Origin of the sequence: Isoptericola variabilis 225 (assembly GCF_000215105.1) — a bacterium.
Classification (GTDB): Bacteria; Actinomycetota; Actinomycetes; order Actinomycetales; family Cellulomonadaceae; genus Isoptericola; species Isoptericola variabilis_A.
Window position 1 is genome coordinate 1616192 of sequence record NC_015588.1, and the last position, 21135, is coordinate 1637326.

Below are 21135 nucleotides of genomic sequence, written 5' to 3' on the forward strand. Positions count from 1 at the left end.
GCCATGGGAGCCCACCACGCGTACGCCGTCACCGTCACCTGGCCCGTCGGGCAGCCGTCCGGCGAGCCCGGGACGCCGGTCGGCACCACCTCGTACACCGCCTACCCGCGCGACCACGAGGTGCGCATCGCGGGCAAGCCCGCGCTGCCGGGCAGCGCCGACCCGGCGTACCGGGGGGACCGCACGCGGTACAACCCGGAGGAGCTGTTCGTCGCGAGCCTCGCGCAGTGCCACATGCTGTGGTTCCTGCACCTGGCCGCCGAGAGCGGCGTCGTCGTGCGCGAGTACACCGACGACGCGACGGGCACTATGCGGGTCGAGGCCCGCGGCGAGGGCAGCTTCACCGACGTGACGCTGCACCCGCGCGTCGTCGCGGACCCCGGGCCGCGGGTCGACGACGAGTCGCTCGCCGCGCTGCACCACAAGGCCCATGCGATGTGCTTCATCGCGCGCTCGGTGAACTTCCCCGTGCTGGTCGAGCCGGCTCCGGTGCGCACGACGGTGGTGTCGGCGGGCTGAAATAGGCTGGGTCGCATGGCCGACCCCGCGACCTACCGACCGAAGCCGGGGGAGATCCCCACCTCGCCCGGCGTCTACCGGTTCCGCGACGCGCACGGGCGCGTCATCTACGTCGGCAAGGCGAAGAACCTGCGCGCGCGGCTGTCGAGCTACTTCCAGGACGTCGCGAACCTGCACCACCGGACGCAGACGATGGTCACCACGGCCGCGTCGGTCGAGTGGACGGTGGTCGGCACCGAGGTCGAGGCGCTCGCGCTCGAGTACTCGTGGATCAAGGAGTTCGACCCGCGGTTCAACGTCAAGTACCGCGACGACAAGTCGTACCCGTACCTCGCGGTGACGATGGGCGAGGAGATCCCCCGGGCGCAGGTCATGCGCGGCGCGAAGCGTCCGGGCACGCGGTACTTCGGCCCCTACGGGCACGCGTGGGCGATCCGCGAGACGCTCGACCTGCTGCTACGGGTCTTCCCGATCCGCACCTGCTCCGCGGGCGTCTACAAGCGTGCGCACCAGACGGGCCGGCCGTGCCTGCTCGGCTACATCGACAAGTGCTCCGCGCCCTGCGTCGGCCGCGTCAGCCCGGAGGACCACCGCCGGCTCGCCGAGGACTTCTGCGACTTCATGGCCGGGGACACCCAGAAGTTCGTCCGGCGCCTCGAGCGGAAGATGCAGGAGGCGTCGGCCGCCATGGAGTACGAGCAGGCCGCCCGCCTGCGCGACGACATCCAGGCGCTGCAGCGCGCGACCGAGAAGAACGCGGTCGTCCTGTCCGACGCGACGGACGCCGACGTCTTCGGGCTCGTGGGCGACGAGCTCGAGGCGGCCGTCCAGGTGTTCCACGTGCGCGGCGGACGGATCCGCGGCCAGCGCGGCTGGGTCGTGGAGAAGGTCGAGGACGTGACCGACGCCGAGCTCGTCGAGCACCTGCTGCAGCAGGTCTACGGATCGGCCGAGGACGTGCTCTCCGGCGGCGCCGACCCGCAGAGCCGCGCCGCGGCCCGCGACGCCGTCCCGCGCGAGGTGCTCGTGCCCGTGCTGCCGCCCGACACCGACCAGGTCACCGCCTGGCTCACCGGCCTGCGCGGTGCGCGCGTCGACGTCCGGGTCCCGCAGCGCGGCGACAAGCGCGAGCTCGCCGAGACCGTCCGGCAGAACGCCGAGCACGCGCTCGCGCTGCACCGCACCCGGCGCGCGGGCGACCTGACCACGCGCAGCCAGGCGCTCCAGGAGATCCAGGAGGCGCTCGGCCTCGACCAGGCGCCCCTGCGCATCGAGTGCTACGACGTCTCGCACACCCAGGGCTCCTACCAGTCGGCGTCGATGGTCGTGTTCGAGGACGGCCTGCCCCGCAAGAGCGAGTACCGCGCGTTCACGGTCCGCGGCCCCGAGGGGGAGGGCGCACGCGACGACACCGCGGCCATGCACGAGGTCATCACGCGCCGCTTCCGCCGCTACCTCCAGGAGCGCTCGCGCCTCGGCGAGGTCGAGGTCGACCCGGGCGACGAGGCGCCGGCGTCGGGCGAGGTCGCGGCCGAGGTGCCCCCGGAGAAGGGCCGGCGCTTCGCGTACCCGCCGAACCTCGTCGTCGTCGACGGCGGGCCGCCGCAGGTCGCGGCCGCGGCCCGGGCGCTCGAGGAGCTCGGCATCACCGACGTCGCGCTGTGCGGGCTCGCCAAGCGGCTCGAGGAGGTGTGGCTGCCGGGGGAGGACTACCCGGTGATCCTGCAGCGCGCGTCGGAGGGGCTCTACCTGCTCCAGCGCGTGCGTGACGAGGCGCACCGGTTCGCGATCGCGCAGCATCGGCGCCGGCGCAGCAAGGGCATGACGGCGTCGGTGCTCGACGACGTGCCGGGCCTCGGCCCGGCGCGCAAGAAGGCGCTCCTGAGCCACTTCGGCTCGCTGCGGCGGCTGCGCGAGGCGAGCGTCGAGGAGATCGCGACGGTGCGCGGCATGGGGGAGAGGACGGCCGCGGCCGTCGTCGCGGCGCTCGCGGCGTCGGCGCCGCGCGGCGCGGCGCCCCCGGCCGAGACCGACGCCGACCGGGCTGGCATGCTGGGCGCATGACCGAGCCCTCGCCGACCACCGTCCCCGCGGGCATCCCGGCCATCGAGGCCGCCACGCCGGCGCCCGAGCGGCGCGAGCCGGAGGTCCTCATCATCACGGGCATGTCGGGCGCCGGGCGCTCGCGCGCGGCCGCGGTGCTCGAGGACCTCGACTGGTTCGTCGTGGACAACCTGCCGCCCATGATGCTCGTGCCGCTCGTCGACCTCATGAACCGCTCGGGGTCCTCCGTCGAGCGCATCGCCGCCGTCGTGGACGTGCGCGGCCGCGAGTACTTCTCCGAGCTCGCGCAGGTCCTGGCCCACCTCGGCGAGCAGGGCGTCTTCTACCGCATCCTGTTCCTCGACGCCACCGACGAGGTGCTCGTGCGGCGCTTCGAGCAGGTCCGCCGCCCCCACCCGCTGCAGGGGGACGGGCGCATCCTCGACGGCATCGAGGCGGAGCGGCGGATCCTCGCCTCGATCGCCGAGCGGGCCGACGTCGTCATCGACACCTCCGACCTGTCGGTGCACGACCTCGCGCGCGAGGTGCGCGCGGCCGTCGCCGACGGCGCGCCCGAGTCGCTGCGCGTCAACGTCGTCTCGTTCGGGTTCAAGTACGGGCTGCCGCTCGACGCCGACCACGTCGTCGACGTGCGCTTCCTCGCCAACCCGTACTGGATCACCGAGCTGCGCCACCTCACCGGCCGCGACGAGCCCGTGCGCGACTACGTGCTCAGCCGTCCCGGCGCGACCGAGTTCGTCGAGCGGTACGTCGCGGCCCTCGAGCCCGTCCTCGCCGGCTACCTCAACGAGGAGAAGCGCTACGTGACCATCGCCGTCGGCTGCACCGGCGGCAAGCACCGCTCCGTCGCGATCGCCGAGCAGATCGCGGCACGACTGCGGGGGCTCGGGCACCGCGTGTCGGTCACGGCCCGCGACCTGGGGAAGGAGTGAGCGCGCTGAGCACGCCCCTGCGCGCACCCGGCGTCGGAGGGTCGCGGGGACCAGCGGTCGTCGCCCTCGGCGGCGGCCACGGCCTGTCCGCGAGCCTCCAGGCGCTGCGCCACGTGTCCGACCGGCTCACGGCGGTCGTCACGGTCGCCGACGACGGCGGTTCGTCCGGACGCCTGCGCGAGGAGCTCGGCGTGCTGCCCCCCGGGGACCTGCGCATGGCGCTCGCGGCCCTGTGCGACGACTCCGAGTGGGGCCGCACGTGGAGCGAGCTGCTGCAGCACCGGTTCGCGTCCGACGGCGAGCTCGACAACCACGCGATGGGCAACCTGCTCATCGTCGCGCTGTGGAACATGCTCGGCGACACCGTGACCGGGCTCGACTGGGTGGGCCGGCTGCTCGGCGCGCGCGGCCGCGTCGTGCCCATGGCGTCCGTGCCGCTCGTCGTCGAGGCCGACGTGCGCCGGGACGCGGGGCACGGCCCGGAGCACGAGACCGTCGTGGGGCAGAGCCGCGTCGCGGTGACGGACGGCCGGATCGACCAGCTGCGGCTCGTGCCGTCGGACCCGCCCGCGTGCCCCGAGGCCGTGGCGGCCGTGCGCGAGGCCGACTGGGTCGTCCTCGGCCCGGGCTCCTGGTACTCGTCGGTGCTCGTGCACCTGCTCGTGCCGGAGCTGTCCGAGGCGCTGCACACCACCACGGCGCGGCGGTGCGTCACGCTCAACCTCAGCGCCGAGCGCGGCGAGACGCAGGGCCTCACGGCCACCGACCACCTCGAGGCGCTGCACAAGCACGCGCCGGGCCTGCGCGTCGACGCCGTGCTCGCGGACCCGTCCGCCGTCGAGGACGTCGGCGAGCTCGAGCAGGCGGCCGCCGCGATGGGCGCGCGCCTCGTGATGCGCCAGGTCCGGCGCGGCGACGGCACCCCGCGGCACGACGCGCTGCGCCTCGCCGCGGCCTTCCGCGACGTGTTCGAGGGCGTCTACGGCGACGTCTGAGGGGTGCTTGCGACGCGTGGCAGGATGACGCCATGGCGCTCACGGCAGAGGTGAAGGACGAACTCGCGCGGCTCAAGGTCACCCGGACCTCGTGCCGCAAGGCCGAGGTCTCCGCGACCCTCCGGTTCTCGGGCGGCCTGCACATCATCTCCGGGCGCGTGGTCATCGAGGCCGAGCTCGACACGGAGGCGGTCGCGACCCGCCTGCGCCACGCGATCGCCGACCTGTACGGGCACACGAGCGAGCTCATCGTCGTCGCCGCCGGCGGGCTGCGCCGCCACAACCGCTACGTCGTGCGCGTCGTGCGCGACGGCGAGTCCCTCGCCCGCCAGACCGGCCTGCTCGACGCGCGGGGCAGGCCCGTGCGCGGGCTCGCGCCCGAGGTCGTCTCGGCCGGGGTCGCCGAGGCGGAGGCCGTCTGGCGCGGGGCGTTCCTCGCGCACGGCTCGCTCACCGAGCCCGGCCGCTCGATGGCGCTCGAGGTCACGTGCCCGGGCCCCGAGGCGGCGCTCGCCCTCGTGGGCGCGGCCCGGCGGCTGGGCGTCCAGGCCAAGTCGCGCGAGGTGCGAGGGATCGACCGCGTGGTCATCCGCGACGGCGACGCGATCAGCGAGATGCTGCGGCGCATGGGCGCCTCGGCGACGCTCGAGGTGTGGGAGGAGCGCCGCGCCCGCCGCGAGGTCCGGGGCACGGCGAACCGGCTCGCCAACTTCGACGACGCGAACCTCCGGCGCTCGGCGCGCGCGGCGGTCGCCGCCGGCGCCCGGGTCCAGCGGGCGTTCGAGATCCTCGGGGACGAGGTGCCGGCGCACCTGCGCCAGGCGGGCGAGCTGCGCCTCGCGCACAAGCAGGCGTCGCTCGAGGAGCTCGGCCAGCTCGCCGACCCGCCGCTGTCGAAGGACGCGGTCGCGGGCCGCATCCGCCGGCTGCTCTCCACGGCCGACAAGCGCGCGCTCGAGCTCGGCATCCCCGACACCGAGGCGGGGCTGTCACCGGACCTCCTCGACCTCTGAGAGGGCGTGGTCGTACCACGCGTCTCGCCCTGCGACGCGGTGCGGCGGTGCAGGCGCGTTGGGTATAGGCTCGACGCGTCAGGTGACGACGACGTGACCCCCAGGCTGCCCGGAGGCGTGACGTCGCGGGCGGCCCCGGGGTCCCGTCGGAGATCATCAGCGCGCCGAGACGGCGCGCAGAAGTCGGCATCAACCGTGTGCGTCGGGTCCCGATCCGGCGCGCCCTGAGGAGGGCAATCGTGACCATCCGCGTCGGTATCAACGGCTTCGGCCGGATCGGACGGAACTTCTACCGGGCTCTCGTGGAGTCGGGTGCGGACGTCGAGGTCGTCGGCGTCAACGACCTCACCGACAACAAGACGCTCGCGCACCTGCTGAAGTACGACACGGTTCTCGGTCGCTTCCCGAAGTCCGTCGACTTCGACGACGAGAACATCATCGTCGACGGCGTCAAGATCCGTGCGCTCGCCGAGCGCGACCCCGCCAACCTCCCCTGGGGCGAGCTGGGCGCGGACATCGTCATCGAGTCGACCGGCTTCTTCACGGACGCCACCAAGGCCAAGGCGCACATCGACGGCGGCGCGAAGAAGGTCATCATCTCCGCCCCGGCGAAGAACGAGGACGCCACGTTCGTCATGGGCGTGAACAACGACCAGTACGACCCGGCGTCGCACCACATCATCTCGAACGCCTCGTGCACCACGAACTGCCTGGCCCCGCTGGCCAAGGCGCTCAACGACTCGATCGGCATCGAGCGTGGCCTCATGACCACGATCCACGCCTACACGGGCGACCAGAACCTGCAGGACGGCCCGCACAAGGACCTGCGCCGTGCGCGTGCCGCCGCGATGAACATCGTCCCGACCTCGACCGGCGCCGCCAAGGCCGTCGCGCTCGTGCTGCCCGAGCTCAAGGGCAAGCTCGACGGCTTCGCGATGCGCGTCCCGGTCATCACCGGCTCGGCGACCGACCTCACCTTCGAGGCCCCGAAGGAGGTCACGGTCGAGGAGGTCAACGCCGCCGTCAAGGCCGCGGCCGAGGGCCCGCTCAAGGGCGTCCTCGAGTACGTCGAGGACGAGCTCGTGTCGGCGGACATCGTGACGAACCCGCACCAGAGCATCTTCGACGCCAAGCTCACCAAGGTGATCGGCAACCAGGTCAAGGTCGTCTCCTGGTACGACAACGAGTGGGGCTACTCCAACTCGCTCGTCGCGCTCACGCAGTTCGTGGGCGAGAAGCTCTGACGGCAGCACCCGCAGTGACCCCCTGACGTCCGTGGGCGTGCCGGCCGCGACCGGCCGGCACGCCCACGGACGTCGTCATGTCCGACCCCCTGGAGTGCGTTCATGAAGACCATCGACTCCCTCGGCGACCTGCGCGGCAAGCGCGTCCTCGTCCGCTCCGACTTCAACGTGCCGCTCGACGGCACGACCATCACCGACGACGGCCGGATCCGCGCCGCGCTGCCCACCCTGCGTCGCCTGGCCGACGCCGGCGCGCGCGTCGTCGTGACAGCCCACCTGGGCCGCCCCAAGGGCGCCCCGGACCCGCAGTACTCGCTGGCTCCCGTCGCGGCGCGCCTCGGCGAGCTGCTGGGCCAGGACGTCGCGCTCGCCGAGGACCTCGTCGGCCCGTCGGCCCGGGCCACGGTCGACGCGCTCGCCGACGGCCAGGTCGCGCTGCTCGAGAACGTCCGCTTCGACGCGCGCGAGACCTCGAAGGTCGACGCGGAGCGCGAGGAGCTCGCGGGCGAGCTCGCGGCGCTCGCCGACGCGTTCGTCTCCGACGGCTTCGGCGTCGTGCACCGCAAGCAGGCGTCGGTGTACGACGTCGCGAAGGTGCTCCCGGCGGCCGCCGGCGACCTGGTCCTCGCCGAGGTCAACGCCCTGTCGCGGGCCACGCAGGACCCGGAGCGCCCGTACGCCGTCGTGCTCGGCGGCTCGAAGGTCTCCGACAAGCTCGGCGTCATCGAGAACCTGCTGACCAAGGCGGACCGCCTCCTGGTGGGTGGCGGCATGGTCTTCACCTTCCTCGCGGCGCAGGGCCACCAGGTCGGCTCGTCGCTGCTCGAGGCCGACCAGATCGACACGGTCAAGGGCTACCTCGGCACCGCCGAGGCCAACGGCGTCGAGATCGTGCTGCCCGTCGACGTCGTCGCGGCCGACGCGTTCGCCGCCGACGCCCCGCACCGCACCGTGCCGGCCGACGCCATCCCCGAGGGCACCATGGGCCTGGACATCGGCCCGGAGTCGGGCGAGCTCTTCGCGAGCAAGCTCGCCGACGCCAGGACCATCGCGTGGAACGGGCCCATGGGCGTGTTCGAGTTCGACGCGTTCGCCGCGGGCACGCGCGCGGTCGCCCAGGGCATCGTCGACGCGACGGCGGCCGGCGCGTTCTCGATCGTCGGCGGCGGGGACTCGGCCGCGGCCGTGCGCCAGCTGGGCTTCGACGAGGCCGGCTTCTCGCACATCTCCACGGGCGGCGGCGCGAGCCTCGAGCTGCTCGAGGGCAAGGAGCTGCCGGGCCTGACGGTCCTGGCGGACGAGAACGCCTGACCGCGACCCGACGAGACGCCGAACGAGAAGGAAGAGACGACATCGTGGCAACCACCCGCACGCCGCTCATGGCGGGCAACTGGAAGATGAACCTGGACCACACCGAGGCGATCGCCACGGTCCAGAAGCTCGCGTGGATTCTCAAGGACGCGAAGCACGACTACTCGGCGGTCGAGGTGGCGGTCCTGCCGCCCTTCACCAGCCTGCGCTCGGTGCAGACCCTGGTCGACGCGGACAAGCTCGAGATCCGCTACGGCGCCCAGGACCTGTCGCAGCACACCTCCGGGGCGTACACGGGCGAGATCTCGGCGCCGATGCTCGTGCGCCTCGGCTGCACGTACGTCGTGGTCGGCCACTCCGAGCGCCGCGAGTACCACGCCGAGAGCGACGAGCTCGTGGCCGCCAAGGTCGCCGTCGCGCTCGAGCACGGCCTCGCGCCGATCCTGTGCGTGGGCGAGGGCCTCGACGTCCGCAAGGCGGGCGACCAGGTCTCCTACACCCTCGCGCAGCTCGACGCGGCGCTCGCCGGCGTCGCGCAGGAGAAGGTGTCCGACGTCGTGGTCGCCTACGAGCCCGTGTGGGCCATCGGCACGGGCGAGGTCGCGACCCCCGAGGACGCGCAGGAGGTCTGCGGCGCGATCCGCGCCCGCCTGGCGGAGCTGTACGACGACGAGACCGCGGGCGCGGTGCGCGTGCTCTACGGCGGCTCGGTCAAGTCGGGCAACGTCGCGCAGATCATGGCGCAGCCCGACGTCGACGGCGCCCTCGTCGGCGGCGCGAGCCTCGACCCGGAGGAGTTCGCCCGCATCGTGCGGTACCAGGCGCACGTCGCCTGACGCGGGCCCGGGACGGACGCCTCACGGGGCGGTAACCCGCTGGTAACGCAGGGGTTCGCCTTGTGAGGCGTCCGTCACCTAGTCTTGACCCCGCCGGGACCACCGTCCCGGCTCTGGACACCCGCGCGTGCGCGGGAGAGAACTGAACGAGGACGTATCACACGTGGACGTGCTGCAGATCATCCTTCAGGTCCTGCTGGTCCTGACCAGCGGGTTCCTGACCCTGCTCATCCTGATGCACAAGGGGAAGGGCGGCGGCCTGTCGGACATGTTCGGCGGCGGCATCTCGAGCGCCGCGGGCAGCTCCGGCGTGGCGGAGCGGAACCTCAACCGCATCACGATCAGCTTCGCGCTCGTCTGGGCCGTCGTGATCGTCCTCCTCGGCCTCATCCAGAAGGTCAGCTGACGCCCCACCGGGACCGTCGGCGCGACGATCGTCCGTGGACGCACGCCCACTGAGTCGAAGGTGAGGACGACACGACGTGGCAACTGCCGGTCATGCAATCCGGGGCTCGCGCGTGGGCGCGGGCCCGATGGGGGAGTCGGAGCGGGGTGAGACCGCGCCCCGGGTCCGGGTCTCCTACTGGTGCGCCAACGGGCACGAGACGCAGCCCACCTTCTGCGCCAGCGAGGACGTCGAGGCCCCCGACACCTGGGACTGCCCGCGCTGCGGGTTCCCCGCCGGGCTGGACGCGGCCAACCCGCCCGCGCCCCTGCGCAACGAGCCGTACAAGACGCACCTGGCGTACGTGAAGGAGCGGCGCTCGGACGAGGACGGCGCCGCGCTGCTCGAGGAGGCGCTCGAGACGCTGCGCGCGCGGCGTGCGGGCCTCCGGCACGCCTCCTAGGAACGATCCCGAGACGCGGGCGCCCGGCCGGTCCACCGGCCGGGCGCCCTCGTCGTCGTGGGGACGGGTCGTCGCGCGGCCCTCAGGCCGGCGTCGCCGCCGCGACGTCGAGGAGCCACAGCGTCCGTTCGGTGCCGCACACGCCGGCGGCCGGGATCTCCTCGCGCGGTGCACCCGACAGCGCCGCCGCGACCGGCTCGGCCTTGCCCGCGCCCGCAGCCACGACCCAGACCTCGCGCGCGGCGTTGATCGCCTCGAACGTCAGGGAGACGCGCTCGGGCGGCGGCTTGGGGGAGCCGTGCACCCCGACCGTCGTGCCGCCGGCCGAGAGGCCCTCGTGCCCCGGGAAGAGCGAGGCCACGTGCCCGTCCGGGCCCATGCCGAGCAGGAGCACGTCGAAGACCGGGACCCCCGCAGCGCCGTCGGCGTGGCGCGCGAGCTCGGCCGCGTACGCGGCGGCCGACTCCTCGGGCGACCCGACGGTGTCGGGGCCCGGGACGGCGTGCACGTTCTCGGCGGGCAGCCCGGACTCCGCCACGAGCGCGTCGACGAGTGCGTCGCGCGCCTGGGTCTCGTTGCGGTCGGCGTGCCCGGCCGGCACGAACCGCTCGTCGCCCCACCACAGGTGGACGCTCGACCAGTCGACCGAGCGCCGCACGGGGCTGGCCGCGACGGCGGCGAGGGTCGCGATGCCGACGGTGCCGCCCGTGAGCACGAGGTGCACGGGGCTGCGCACCGACTGCACGTCGAGCAGCCGGGTGAGCAGGCGCGCGGCGACGGCGGCGGCGAGCGCCTCGTCGTCGGGGTGGACGACCACCGCGCGCGTCATGCCGACTTCTTCCGGCTCGTGGTGGTCTCGACGCGCGACAGGCCGCGGGTCAGGACCTCGCCGTAGATCTCGTCCGGGTCGAGGCGCCGCAGCTCCTCGATGAGCGCCTCGCTCAGCGAGCGGATCGGCAGCGCCATGCGCCGCTCGGGCTTGCCCGGCTGCGTGATGGTCACGGTGCGGCCGTCGGGGCGGTCGAACACGATCGGTCCGCTCTTGCGCTCGAGCACCACCCGGATGATGGCCTCCGAGCTGGGCGTGCGCACCACGGTCGACGGGCAGCGCAGCTTGACGCCGAGCCACGCGGCGAGCAGGTCGAGCGACGTGTGCTTGGACTGGCCCTCGACCGTCACGGACGTGACGGGCTCGTAGGGCGGCTGCTCGAGCGCCGCGGCGATGAGCCCGCGCCACAGCGTGATGCGCGCCCACGCGAGGTCGGTGTCGCCGGGCCGGTACGACTCGACGAGCCGGCCGAGCATCCCGACCGGGTCCTTGGCCGTGGTCGTGTCGGTGATGCGGCGCTGGGCCATCGTGCCCACGGGGTGCGACGCCGGCTCGTCCGGGCCGCCCGTGGGCCACCACACGACGATGGGGGCGTCGGGCAGCAGCAGCGGCATGATGAGCGTGTCGGTGTGCTCGAGGGGGGGGCCCGCGGTGCGGAGCACGACCACCTCGGAGGCGCCCGCGTCGCCCCCGACGCGGATCTGCGCGTCGAGCCGCGCGGTGCGCGAGCGGGTGGCCAGGGGGGCGACGACGACGACGCGGCACGGGTGCTCGTGGCTCGCCTTGTTCGCGGCCGCGACCGCGGCCTCGATGTCCGCCTCCTCGGCCACGACCACGAGCGTCAGCACGCGCCCGAGGGCGACGGCACCGCCCTCGTCGCGCAGGTGCGCGAGCCGCTTGCTGACCTTGTTGGTCGTGGTGTCCGGCATGTCGATGATCACGGTCGCCTCCAGACGCGCCCGTCGCGCGCCATCATCTCGTCGGCCGACGCCGGGCCCCAGGAGCCCGAGGGGTAGGGCTCGGGCGAGCCCTTGCTCGCCCAGTACGCGGTGATCGGGTCGAGGATCTTCCAGCTCAGCTCGACCTCCTCGTGCGTCGGGAACAGCGGCGGGTCGCCCAGCAGGACGTCGAGGATGAGCCGCTCGTACGCCTCGGGCGAGGACTCGGTGAACGAGTGCCCGTAGCCGAAGTCCATCGTGACGTCGCGGACCTCCATGGCCGTGCCCGGCACCTTGGCGCCGAAGCGCAGCGTCACGCCCTCGTCGGGCTGGACGCGGATGACGAGCGCGTTGTTGCCGAGGTCGGACGTGAGCGACGACTCGAACGGCAGGTGCGGGGCCTTCTTGAAGACGACGGCCACCTCGGTGACGCGCCGTCCGAGGCGCTTGCCCGTGCGCAGGTAGAACGGCACGCCCGCCCAGCGCCGGTTGTCGACGTCGACGCGGATGGCCGCGTACGTCTCGGTCGTCGAGCCGGGGGCGATGCCGTCCTCCTCGAGGAAGCCGCGCACCTGCTCGCCGCCCTGCCACCCGGCGGCGTACTGGCCCCGGGCGGTGTGCCGCCCCAGGTCGCGCGGCAGCCGCACGGACGACAGGAGCTTGATCTTCTCGGCGCGCAGCGCGGACGGCTCGAAGTTGACCGGCTCCTCCATCGCGACGAGGGCCAGGAGCTGCAGCAGGTGGTTCTGGATGACGTCGCGGGCGGCGCCGATCCCGTCGTAGTAGCCGGCGCGACCGCCGATGCCGATGTCCTCGGCCATCGTGATCTGCACGTGGTCGACGTAGTGGTTGTTCCACAGCGGCTCGAACAGCTGGTTCGCGAACCGCACCGCCAGCATGTTCTGGACGGTCTCCTTGCCCAGGTAGTGGTCGATGCGGAACACCGAGTCGGGCGGGAAGACCTCGGAGACGACCGCGTCGAGCTCCTGCGCCGAGGCGAGGTCGTGGCCGAACGGCTTCTCGATGACGACGCGGCGCCACGCGTCCTTGCTGGACTTCGACAGGCCGGACTCGGACAGCTGCTTGCACACGACCGGGAACGCGCTCGGCGGCACCGACAGGTAGAACGCGTGGTTGCCGCCGGTGCCGCGCTCGGCGTCGAGCGTCTCGACCGTCTGGCGGAGGCGCTCGAACGCCTCGGGGTCGTCGAACGAACCCTGGACGAAGCGGATGCCCTCGGCCAGCTGGCGCCAGGTCGCCTCGCGGAACGGCGTGCGCGCGTTCTCCTTGACGGCGTCGTGCACGATCTGCGCGAAGTCCTGGTCCGCCCAGTCCCGGCGGGCGAAGCCGGTCAGCGCGAAGCCGGGCGGCAGGAGCCCCCGGTTCGCCAGGTCGTACACGGCCGGCATGAGCTTCTTGCGCGACAGGTCGCCGGTGACCCCGAAGATCACCAGGCCGCACGGCCCGGCGATGCGCGGCAGGCGCAGGTCGAGCGGGTCGCGCAGGGGGTTGTGCTCAGCGGTGATCCTTGCCGGTCTCACGGTGCCCCGTTCTCTCGTGGTGCTGGCGGGTGGTGGGTGCGGCGGGCACGCGTCAGGCGCCGGCCGCGTCGAGGCCGGCTTTGGTCGTGCCGAGCAGCTCGTCCCAGCTCACCTCGAACTTGTGCACGCCCTCCTCCTCGAGGCGGCGCGTGACCTCGGCGATCGAGACGCCCTGCGCCTCGATCGCGGCGATCGTCGCGGCGGCCTCCTCGGCGGTCCCGGTGACCGTGTCGCCGAGCACGATGCCGTGGTCGGCGAACGCCTCGAGGGTCTTGAGCGGCATGGTGTTGACGACGCCCGCGACGACGAGCTCGTCGACGTACATCGTGTCGCGGTACTCGGGGTTCTTCACGCCCGTGGACGCCCACAGCGGGCGCTGCGGGCGGGCACCGGCGGCCTCGAGCGCACGCCACCGGTCGGACGAGAAGACCTCGGAGTACGCGGCGTACGCGAGACGCGCGTTGGCGATCGCGGCCTTGCCCCGCAGCTCGAGCGCCTCCGGCGTGCCGACCCCCTCGAGCGCCGCGTCCACCGCGGCGTCCACGCGCGAGACGAAGAACGACGCGACCGAGCCGATCGGGCCCAGGTCGTGGCCGTTGTCGCGCGCCTGCTCCAGGCCGGAGAGGAAGGCGTCCATGACGGCGCGGTAGCGCTCGATCGAGAAGATCAGCGTGACGTTGACGCTGATGCCGTCGGCGAGCGCCGCGGTGATCGCGGGCAGGCCCTCGACCGTGGCCGGGATCTTGATCATGACGTTGGGCCGGTCGACCTTGGCCCACAGCCGGCGCGCCGCCGCGATCGTCGCCTCGGTGTCGCGCGCGAGGCGGGGGTCGACCTCGATCGACACGCGCCCGTCGACCGTGCCCGTGCGGTCGTACACGTCGCGCAGCTGGTCGGCGGCCGCCCGCACGTCGTCGGTCGTGATCTTCTCCACGGCCGCCTCGACGTCGGTGCCGCGCAGCGCGGCGAGGTCCTCGTCGTACAGGTGGCCCTGCGACATCGCCGAGGCGAAGATCGTCGGGTTCGTCGTGACCCCGACGACGTCGCGGTTCGCGACGAGGTCGGCGAGCCCGCCGCCGAGCAGCTCGCGCGACAGGTCGTCGAGCCAGATGGAGACGCCGGCGTCGCTGAGCCGGCGGGTGGGACGGGTCTCGGTCGTGGTCGGGTCGGTGGACTCCGTGGCGTTCTCGCCCATGCTTCTGCCTCCCTGTGCGCCGGCCGCCGTCGGTCTCAGGCCTCGCCGCGGACGACGGCCAGCGACTCGCGCGCGGCGTCGGCGACGGCCTGCGCCGTGATGCCGAACTCGCGGTAGAGCGTCTTGTAGTCGGCCGAGGCGCCGTAGTGCTCGAGCGACACCGTGCGGCCGGCGTCGCCGACGACGTCGCGCCAGCCCTGGGCGACGCCCGCCTCGACCGAGACGCGCGCCTTGACCTCGGCCGGCAGCACCGACTCGCGGTACGCGGCGTCCTGGCGGTCGAACCACTCGCGGCTCGGCATCGACACGACGCGCGCGGCGATGCCGTCGGCGGCGAGCAGCTCGCGCGCCTCGACGGCGAGCTGGACCTCGGACCCGGTGCCGACGAGGATGACGTCCGGCGCGCCCGTCTCCTCGTTGACGGCGTCGAGCAGCGTGTACGCGCCCTTGAGGGTGCCCTCGGCGCTCGCGTAGCCGTCCGTGCCGCGCGGGAACGTCGGGACGTTCTGGCGGGTCAGGATGAGGCCGGCCGGGTTCTTCGTGTTCTCCAGGACCCCGCGCCACGCCCAGGCGGTCTCGTTCGCGTCGGCCGGGCGCACGACGTCGAGGTTCGGGATCGCGCGCAGCGCGGCCAGGTGCTCGACGGGCTGGTGGGTCGGTCCGTCCTCGCCGAGGCCGATCGAGTCGTGCGTCCACACGAACGTCGTCGGGATCTCCATGAGCGCGGCCAGGCGGACGGCGGCGCGCATGTAGTCGGAGAACTGCAGGAACGTGCCGCCGTAGGGGCGGGTCAGGCCGTGCAGCACGATGCCGTTGAGGATCGCGCCCATGCCGTGCTCGCGGATGCCGAAGTGCAGCGTGCGGCCGTACTCGTGGCCCGGGAACTTCCTGGTCGCGTGCTCGACCGGGACGAACGACGGCTCGCCGTCCATCGTCGTGTTGTTCGAGCCGGCGAGGTCGGCCGAGCCGCCCCACAGCTCGGGCAGCACGTCCTTGAGCGCGGTGAGCACCTTGCCCGACGCCGCACGCGTCGCGACGCCCTTGACGGACGCCTCGAACTCGGGCAGCGCGTCGGTCCAGCCCTCGGGCAGCTCGCGGGCGCGCAGGCGCTCCAGCAGCGCCGCGCCCGACGGGTTGGCGGTCTGCCACGCCTCGAACGCGGTCTCCCACGCGCGGCGCTGCTCGGCCTGGCGCTCGGCGACGGACCGCGTGTACGCGAGCACCTCGTCGTCGATCGCGAAGGACGCGCTCGGGTCGAGGCCGAGCTCCGTCTTGAGGCCCGCGATCTCGTCGGCGCCCATGGCCGAGCCGTGGATGGCGCCGGTGTTCTGCTTGGTCGGCGACGGCCAGCCGATGATCGTGCGCAGGTCGATGATGGACGGCCGGCCCGTCTCGGCCTTGGCGGCCGCGATCGCCGCGGCGAGCGCGTCGACGTCCTCGGCGTAGCCGGTCCCGCCCTGCGTCCAGTCGACGCGCTGGGTGTGCCAGCCGTACGCCTCGTAGCGCGCGAGCACGTCCTCGGTGAACGCGATGTCGGTGTCGTCCTCGATCGAGATCTTGTTGTCGTCCCAGATCACGATGAGGTTGCCGAGCTGCTGGTGGCCGGCGAGCGACGACGCCTCGGACGTCACGCCCTCCTGCAGGTCGCCGTCGGAGGCGATGACGTAGATGTGGTGGTCGAACGGCGACGTGCCCGGCGCCGCGTTCGGGTCGAGCAGACCGCGCTCGCGGCGGGCGGCGAAGGCCATGCCGACGGCGGAGGCCAGGCCCTGGCCCAGCGGGCCCGTCGTGATCTCGACGCCCGCGGTGTGGCCGTACTCCGGGTGGCCCGGGGTCTTCGAGCCCCACGTCCGCAGCGCCGCGATGTCGTCCATCTCCAGGCCGTAGCCCGCGAGGAACAGCTGCAGGTAGATCGTCAGCGACGAGTGGCCCGCGGACAGCACGAACCGGTCGCGACCGACCCACTCGGGGTCGGCGGGGTCGTGGCGCATCGCCTTCTGGAACAGCAGGTACGCGGCCGGCGCGAGCGAGATCGCGGTGCCCGGGTGGCCGTTGCCGACCTTCTCCACGGCGTCGGCCGCGAGCGCCTTGATCGTCTTCACGGCGCGGTCGTCGAGCTCGGTCCACTCGAGCGGCGTGAGTGCGGGGTCGAACGCGTTCACCAGATTGCCTCTTTCCTGCCCGCGGCGCGGGGCGGCGGGGTGCGTGCGGAACTGCCGGATCCACCCTAGCGCCGCCCCGGGGGGCGCGCCGGGGGCCGTCCAGGATGCGTCGCACCAGGTCGGGGCGGGCGGTCTTTCTCACACCGCAGGGCGCGCGCGGGCGTGCGGCCACGCAGGTCGGGCGGCGTACGATGGCTCGGAAGCCCGAGCCCTGCCGAGCCCAGAACGGAACCCCACGCGCGTGAGCACGACGAGCCCGACCACGACCGGCCCGGCGACCCCGGCTCCCGCGGCGACCCGCCGCGCGTCGCGGAAGCAGGCCCGCGGCCCGGTCGGCGGGGGCTGGCGCTCGCGCGCCGGCGCGTACGTGGCGCTGACCAAGCCCCGCGTGATCGAGCTGCTGCTCGTGACCACGGTGCCGACGATGATCCTCGCCCAGGGCGGCCTGCCGGACCTGTGGCTCGTGCTCGCGACGCTCGTCGGCGGCGCCCTCGCGGCCGGCTCGGCCAACGCGTTCAACTGCTACCTCGACCGCGACATCGACGAGCTCATGAACCGCACCAAGCGGCGTCCGCTCGTCACGGGCGAGGTCACCCCGCGCGCCGCGCTGGTGTTCGCGACCCTGCTCGGCGTGGTGGCGCTCGTGTGGTTCGCGCTCGTGGTCAACGTGGCCGCGGCGTGGCTGACGTTCGCCGCCATCGTCATCTACGTCGTCGGCTACACCATGATCCTCAAGCGGCGCACGCCGCAGAACATCGTGTGGGGCGGCATCGCGGGCTGCATGCCCGTGTTCATCGGCTGGGCCGCGGTCACCGAGTCGCTGAGCTGGGCGGCCCTGGCGCTCTTCGGCGTCATCTTCTTCTGGACGCCGCCGCACTACTGGCCGCTGTCCGTGAAGTTCAAGCGCGACTACGCCACGGCCGGCGTGCCGATGCTCCCCGTGGTCGCCTCGGACCGCCGCGTCGCGGTCGAGATGGTCGCCTACACCGTCGCGATGATCGCGTGCTCGCTCGCGCTCGTCCCGCTCGCCGGCATGACGTGGTTCTACGCCGTGGCCGCCGCCGGCCTCGGGGCCTGGTTCCTCGGCTCGACCGTCGGGATGCTGCGCCGCGCCCGCGGCGAGGCGCGCGGCAAGCTCGGCGCCATGAAGGTGTTCCACGCGTCGATCACGTACCTCACGCTGCTGTTCGTCGCGGTCGCGGTCGACGTGTTCCTCCCGTTCTGACGGACCCGGCGGGCATGATGGGCCGGTGCCCGACACGCTCCCCGAGACCCTGCAGGCGGTGCTGCGCGACTACCTCGCGCACCTCGGCGTCGAGCGCGGCCTGTCGGGCAACACCCTCGCGGCCTACCGCCGCGACCTGACCCGGTACGCGCACCACCTGGCCCGCCTCGGCCGCGCCCGGCTCGCCGACGTGCTCGAGGCCGACGTCACCGCGTACGTCTCGGTGCTGCGGCAGGGGTCCGACGGCGGCACGCCGCTGTCGCCGTCGTCGACCGCCCGGGCGCTCGCGGCCGTGCGCGGCTGGCACCGCTTCGCGCAGGCCGAGGGGCTCACCGACGCCGACCCGTCCGCCGAGGTGCACGCACCCCAGCAGCTGCGCCGCCTGCCGCACGCGCTGAGCGTCGACGACGTGGCCCGCCTGCTCGCCGCCGCGGGCACCGGCGACGGCCCGGTGCCGCTGCGCGACCGGGCGCTGCTCGAGCTGCTGTACTCCACGGGCGGGCGCATCAGCGAGGTCGTGGGGCTCGACGTCGACGCCGTGGGCTGGCTCGGGCGCGACGACGCCGAGGAGCCGGAGCACGCCGTCGTGCGCCTGCTCGGCAAGGGCTCCAAGGAGCGGGTCGTGCCCGTGGGCTCGTACGCGCGCACGGCGCTCGACGCCTACCTCGTGCGCGGGCGGCCCGCGCTCGCCGCGGCGGGCCGCGGCACGCCGGCGCTGTTCCTCAACACGCGCGGCGCCCGCCTGTCGCGCCAGAGCGCGTGGGCCGTGCTGCGCCGGGCGGCCGAGCGCGCGGGCATCGACGCGCCCGTCTCGCCGCACACGCTGCGGCACTCGTTCGCCACGCACCTGCTCGCCGGCGGCGCGGACGTGCGCGTCGTGCAGGAGCTGCTCGGCCACGCGTCCGTCACGACGACGCAGATCTACACGATGGTCACGCCCGAGGCGCTGCGCGAGGTCTACGCGGCGACCCACCCGCGCGCGCTCGGGTAGCCGACGCGCCGATGGGCGGCACGCCGACGGGTGGGCGAGGGGCGGCGTGGGTGCTGGGGTAGCGTGACGGACGTGAGCGAGGCACTCGGGAGCGACACCATGACGCAGACGGCACTCATCGCCGACGGCGGGCGCACCGACGTCGTCGGGCGCCCCATGCCCGACTTCCCGGTGCCCGCGCCGCTGTCGTCGCACGGCCCGGCGCGGATCGTCGCCATGTGCAACCAGAAGGGCGGCGTCGGCAAGACCACGACCACGATCAACCTCGGCGCGTCGCTGGCGGAGTACGGGCGGCGGGTCCTGCTCGTCGACTTCGACCCGCAGGGCGCCGCGTCGGTCGGCGTGGGCGTCAACCCGCACGAGCTCGACCTGAGCGTCTACAACCTCGTCATGGAGCGCGACGTCCGGCTCGACGACGTCGTCCAGACCACCGCGATCGACGGGCTCGACGTGCTGCCGGCCAACATCGACCTGTCCGCCGCGGAGGTCCAGCTCGTGGGCGAGGTCGCGCGCGAGTCGGTGCTCGCCCGCGCGCTGCGGCCCGCGCTCGACGACTACGACGTCATCCTCGTCGACTGCCAGCCGTCGCTCGGCCTGCTCACCGTCAACGCGCTCACGGCCGCGCACGGCGTCCTCATCCCGCTCGAGTGCGAGTTCTTCGCGCTGCGCGGCGTCGCGCTGCTCATCGAGACGATCGAGAAGGTCCGCGACCGGCTCAACCCGGCGCTCGAGATCGACGGCATCCTGCCGACCATGTACGACTCGCGCACCCTCCACTCGCGCGAGGTCGTCGCCCGCGTGCACGAGGCGTTCGGCGACACCCTGCTGCACACCGTCATCGGGCGCACCGTGAAGTTCCCCGACGCGTCGGTCGCGGCCGAGCCGATCACGGCGTACGCGCCGAACCACCCCGGTGCCGAGGCGTACCGGCAGCTCGCGCGGGAGCTCGTGGCCCGTGGCGACACCGCGTAGCGCCGCCACCGACGAGGCGCCGGCGGCGTCCGGGTTCCAGGTCCACCTGGAGAACTTCTCCGGCCCGTTCGACCTGCTGCTGTCGCTCATCGCCAAGCACGAGCTCGACGTCACCGAGGTGGCGCTCGCGGTCGTCACCGACGAGTTCGTGGCCCACATCCGGGCCGCCGAGCAGGCGGCCCGCGAGGCGGCCGAGCGTGGCGAGGAGCACCCCTCGTGGGACCTCGGCACCGCGAGCGAGTTCGTCGTCGTCGCCGCGACGCTGCTCGACCTGAAGGCCGCGCGGCTCCTGCCCGGCGTCGTCGAGGAGGACGCCGAGGACCTCGAGCTGCTCGAGGCCCGCGACCTGCTGTTCGCCCGCCTGCTGCAGTACCGCGCCTACAAGGAGGTCTCGGCGATCTTCGCCGAGCGCATGGCCACCGAGGGGCGGCGCGTGCCGCGGTCGGTGCCGCTCGAGCCCGAGGTCGCCGCCCTGCTGCCGGAGCTGGTCTGGACGCTCGACGGCGAGCGGCTCGCCGCGCTGGCCGCCAGGGCGCTCGAGCCGAAGGCCCCGCCGGTGGTGGGCCTCGCGCACCTGCACGCGCCGCTCGTCAGCGTGCGCGAGGAGGCGCAGGTCGTGGCGCGCCGGCTGCGTCGCGAGCATGCCGCGACGTTCCGGGCGCTCGTCGCCGGCGCCGAGCGCATCGTCGCCGTCGCGCGGTTCCTCGCCCTGCTCGAGCTGTTCCGCAGCGGCGACGTCGCGTTCGAGCAGGTCACCCCGCTCGGCGAGCTCACCGTGCGGTGGACCGGGCACGGCGGCGACGACGAGGTCGTGGGCGACGGGTTCGAGGAGTTCGACGGCACCGACGTGGAGGGAGCGGCATGACGCAGGAGCCCGACGACCGGATCGACACCGAGGCCGGCGTCGAGCCCGGGGTGGAGGTCGACGTCGCGAGCCTGCCGGGCGGCGCGGCCGCCGCGCTCGAGGCGGTGCTCATGGTCGCGGAGTCGCCCGTGCCCGTCGAACGGCTCGCGGCCGCGGTCGACCTGCCGGTGCCGCGGGTGCGCGAGACGCTCGAGGCGCTCGCGGCCGAGTACCGCGGCGACGGCGACGGGCGCCCGCGCGGCTTCGAGCTGCGCGAGGGCGCCGAGGGCTGGCGGTTCTACTCCTCGCGCGCGCACGCCGACGTCGTGGGCCGGTTCGTGCTCGAGGGCCAGTCGTCGCGGCTGAGCCAGGCCGCGCTCGAGACCCTGGCCGTCATCGCGTACCGGCAGCCGGTCACGCGCGGGCAGGTGTCCGCGGTCCGCGGGGTCAACGTCGACGGCGTCGTGCGGACGCTGCTCGCGCGCGGGCTCATCGCCGAGACGGGGCAGGACCCCATGACGGGCGCGGCGCTGTTCGGCACGACGGGGGAGTTCCTGGACCGCATGGGCTGGTCCTCGCTCGACGAGCTGCCGCCGCTCGCGCCGCACCTGCCCGGAGTCGAGGAGGCGGCCTCGCTGGGGATCGACGACTGAGCCGACGCCCGCGCGGGGCGAAG

20 protein-coding genes are annotated in these 21135 nt (G+C 73.7%); 15 read left to right on the plus strand and 5 right to left on the minus strand.

Annotated elements, in window-relative coordinates:
• The first annotated feature begins 3 nt into the window (after window positions 1-3).
• From ISOVA_RS07470 to ISOVA_RS07515, 10 genes are all read left to right on the plus strand, one after another.
• The gene (locus ISOVA_RS07470) at window positions 4-519 is read left to right on the plus strand and encodes an OsmC family protein (protein ID WP_013838635.1); all 516 of its coding nucleotides are present in this window, start codon (window positions 4-6) and stop codon (window positions 517-519) included.
• 15 nt (window positions 520-534) lie between these two features.
• Window positions 535-2583, plus strand: coding sequence for an excinuclease ABC subunit UvrC (gene uvrC, locus ISOVA_RS07475; RefSeq protein ID WP_013838636.1), 2049 nt, complete (start codon window positions 535-537; stop codon window positions 2581-2583).
• Window positions 2580-3515: an RNase adapter RapZ gene (rapZ, locus tag ISOVA_RS07480; RefSeq protein WP_013838637.1), complete on the plus strand. Its 936-nt coding sequence runs from the start codon at window positions 2580-2582 to the stop codon at window positions 3513-3515. Before uvrC ends, rapZ begins: the two co-directional genes overlap by 4 nt.
• Window positions 3512-4510 carry a gluconeogenesis factor YvcK family protein gene (locus ISOVA_RS07485; protein ID WP_013838638.1) on the plus strand — a complete coding sequence of 333 codons (999 nt, stop codon included), beginning with the start codon at window positions 3512-3514 and terminating at the stop codon, window positions 4508-4510. The genes rapZ and ISOVA_RS07485 overlap by 4 nt, the downstream gene beginning before the upstream one ends.
• Window positions 4511-4542: 32 nt before the next feature.
• Complete coding sequence (gene whiA, locus ISOVA_RS07490) at window positions 4543-5523, plus strand: DNA-binding protein WhiA (RefSeq protein ID WP_013838639.1); 981 nt, start codon at window positions 4543-4545, stop codon at window positions 5521-5523.
• A 239-nt stretch (window positions 5524-5762) separates the two neighbouring features.
• Entirely contained in the window at window positions 5763-6767 is a 1005-nt protein-coding gene (gene gap, locus ISOVA_RS07495; protein WP_013838640.1) for a type I glyceraldehyde-3-phosphate dehydrogenase, read from the plus strand.
• 102 nt (window positions 6768-6869) lie between these two features.
• A complete protein-coding gene (locus ISOVA_RS07500) occupies window positions 6870-8078 on the plus strand; it encodes a phosphoglycerate kinase (RefSeq protein ID WP_013838641.1) in 1209 nt (402 codons plus the stop codon).
• 68 nt (window positions 8079-8146) lie between these two features.
• Window positions 8147-8914 (plus strand): triose-phosphate isomerase, encoded by a 768-nt coding sequence (gene tpiA, locus ISOVA_RS07505; protein WP_041294810.1) that lies wholly within the window; start codon window positions 8147-8149, stop codon window positions 8912-8914.
• A gap of 163 nt (window positions 8915-9077) precedes the next feature.
• Window positions 9078-9320, plus strand: coding sequence for a preprotein translocase subunit SecG (secG, locus tag ISOVA_RS07510; RefSeq protein WP_013838643.1), 243 nt, complete (start codon window positions 9078-9080; stop codon window positions 9318-9320).
• Between the two features lie 76 nt (window positions 9321-9396).
• Window positions 9397-9762: an RNA polymerase-binding protein RbpA gene (locus tag ISOVA_RS07515; protein WP_013838644.1), complete on the plus strand. Its 366-nt coding sequence runs from the start codon at window positions 9397-9399 to the stop codon at window positions 9760-9762.
• Window positions 9763-9844: 82 nt separating this feature from the next.
• Here ISOVA_RS07515 and pgl read toward each other — a convergent pair whose 3' ends face one another.
• From pgl to tkt, 5 genes are read right to left on the minus strand one after another with little or no spacing between them, the layout of a single operon-like run.
• Window positions 9845-10591, minus strand: coding sequence for a 6-phosphogluconolactonase (gene pgl / locus ISOVA_RS07520; RefSeq protein WP_013838645.1), 747 nt, complete (start codon window positions 10589-10591; stop codon window positions 9845-9847).
• Window positions 10588-11532: a glucose-6-phosphate dehydrogenase assembly protein OpcA gene (gene opcA / locus ISOVA_RS07525; RefSeq protein ID WP_013838646.1), complete on the minus strand. Its 945-nt coding sequence runs from the start codon at window positions 11530-11532 to the stop codon at window positions 10588-10590. Before opcA ends, pgl begins: the two co-directional genes overlap by 4 nt.
• The gene (gene zwf / locus ISOVA_RS07530; RefSeq protein WP_013838647.1) at window positions 11529-13070 is read right to left on the minus strand and encodes a glucose-6-phosphate dehydrogenase; all 1542 of its coding nucleotides are present in this window, start codon (window positions 13068-13070) and stop codon (window positions 11529-11531) included. Before zwf ends, opcA begins: the two co-directional genes overlap by 4 nt.
• Before the next feature lie 52 nt (window positions 13071-13122).
• Complete coding sequence (tal, locus tag ISOVA_RS07535; protein WP_013838648.1) at window positions 13123-14265, minus strand: transaldolase; 1143 nt, start codon at window positions 14263-14265, stop codon at window positions 13123-13125.
• Between the two features lie 35 nt (window positions 14266-14300).
• A complete protein-coding gene (gene tkt, locus ISOVA_RS07540; protein ID WP_013838649.1) occupies window positions 14301-16427 on the minus strand; it encodes a transketolase in 2127 nt (708 codons plus the stop codon).
• Between the two features lie 241 nt (window positions 16428-16668).
• Between tkt and ISOVA_RS07545 the strand changes: the two genes are divergently transcribed.
• From ISOVA_RS07545 to scpB, 5 genes are all read left to right on the plus strand, one after another.
• Window positions 16669-17652 (plus strand): heme o synthase, encoded by a 984-nt coding sequence (locus ISOVA_RS07545; protein WP_013838650.1) that lies wholly within the window; start codon window positions 16669-16671, stop codon window positions 17650-17652.
• 25 nt (window positions 17653-17677) lie between these two features.
• Window positions 17678-18643, plus strand: a complete 966-nt coding sequence (xerD, locus tag ISOVA_RS07550) for a site-specific tyrosine recombinase XerD (protein ID WP_013838651.1) — start codon at window positions 17678-17680, stop codon at window positions 18641-18643.
• A 99-nt stretch (window positions 18644-18742) separates the two neighbouring features.
• Entirely contained in the window at window positions 18743-19615 is an 873-nt protein-coding gene (locus ISOVA_RS07555; protein ID WP_013838652.1) for a ParA family protein, read from the plus strand.
• The gene (locus ISOVA_RS07560; protein ID WP_013838653.1) at window positions 19599-20480 is read left to right on the plus strand and encodes a segregation and condensation protein A; all 882 of its coding nucleotides are present in this window, start codon (window positions 19599-19601) and stop codon (window positions 20478-20480) included. The genes ISOVA_RS07555 and ISOVA_RS07560 overlap by 17 nt, the downstream gene beginning before the upstream one ends.
• Window positions 20477-21112 carry an SMC-Scp complex subunit ScpB gene (gene scpB / locus ISOVA_RS07565; protein WP_013838654.1) on the plus strand — a complete coding sequence of 212 codons (636 nt, stop codon included), beginning with the start codon at window positions 20477-20479 and terminating at the stop codon, window positions 21110-21112. The genes ISOVA_RS07560 and scpB overlap by 4 nt, the downstream gene beginning before the upstream one ends.
• Window positions 21113-21135 lie beyond the last annotated feature (23 nt).

Excerpts from the sequence above, each read along its gene's own strand:
- ISOVA_RS07470 (WP_013838635.1), top strand. The coding sequence starts at position 4 with ATGGGAGCCCACCACGCGTACGCCGTCACCGTCACCTGGCCCGTCGGG.
- pgl (WP_013838645.1), bottom strand. The coding sequence starts at position 10,591 with ATGACGCGCGCGGTGGTCGTCCACCCCGACGACGAGGCGCTCGCCGCC.
- scpB (WP_013838654.1), top strand. The coding sequence starts at position 20,477 with ATGACGCAGGAGCCCGACGACCGGATCGACACCGAGGCCGGCGTCGAG.
- uvrC (WP_013838636.1), top strand. The coding sequence starts at position 535 with ATGGCCGACCCCGCGACCTACCGACCGAAGCCGGGGGAGATCCCCACC.
- whiA (WP_013838639.1), top strand. The coding sequence starts at position 4,543 with ATGGCGCTCACGGCAGAGGTGAAGGACGAACTCGCGCGGCTCAAGGTC.
- tal (WP_013838648.1), bottom strand. The coding sequence starts at position 14,265 with ATGGGCGAGAACGCCACGGAGTCCACCGACCCGACCACGACCGAGACC.
- ISOVA_RS07555 (WP_013838652.1), top strand. The coding sequence starts at position 18,743 with ATGACGCAGACGGCACTCATCGCCGACGGCGGGCGCACCGACGTCGTC.
- tpiA (WP_041294810.1), top strand. The coding sequence starts at position 8,147 with ATGGCGGGCAACTGGAAGATGAACCTGGACCACACCGAGGCGATCGCC.
- rapZ (WP_013838637.1), top strand. The coding sequence starts at position 2,580 with ATGACCGAGCCCTCGCCGACCACCGTCCCCGCGGGCATCCCGGCCATC.
- ISOVA_RS07500 (WP_013838641.1), top strand. The coding sequence starts at position 6,870 with ATGAAGACCATCGACTCCCTCGGCGACCTGCGCGGCAAGCGCGTCCTC.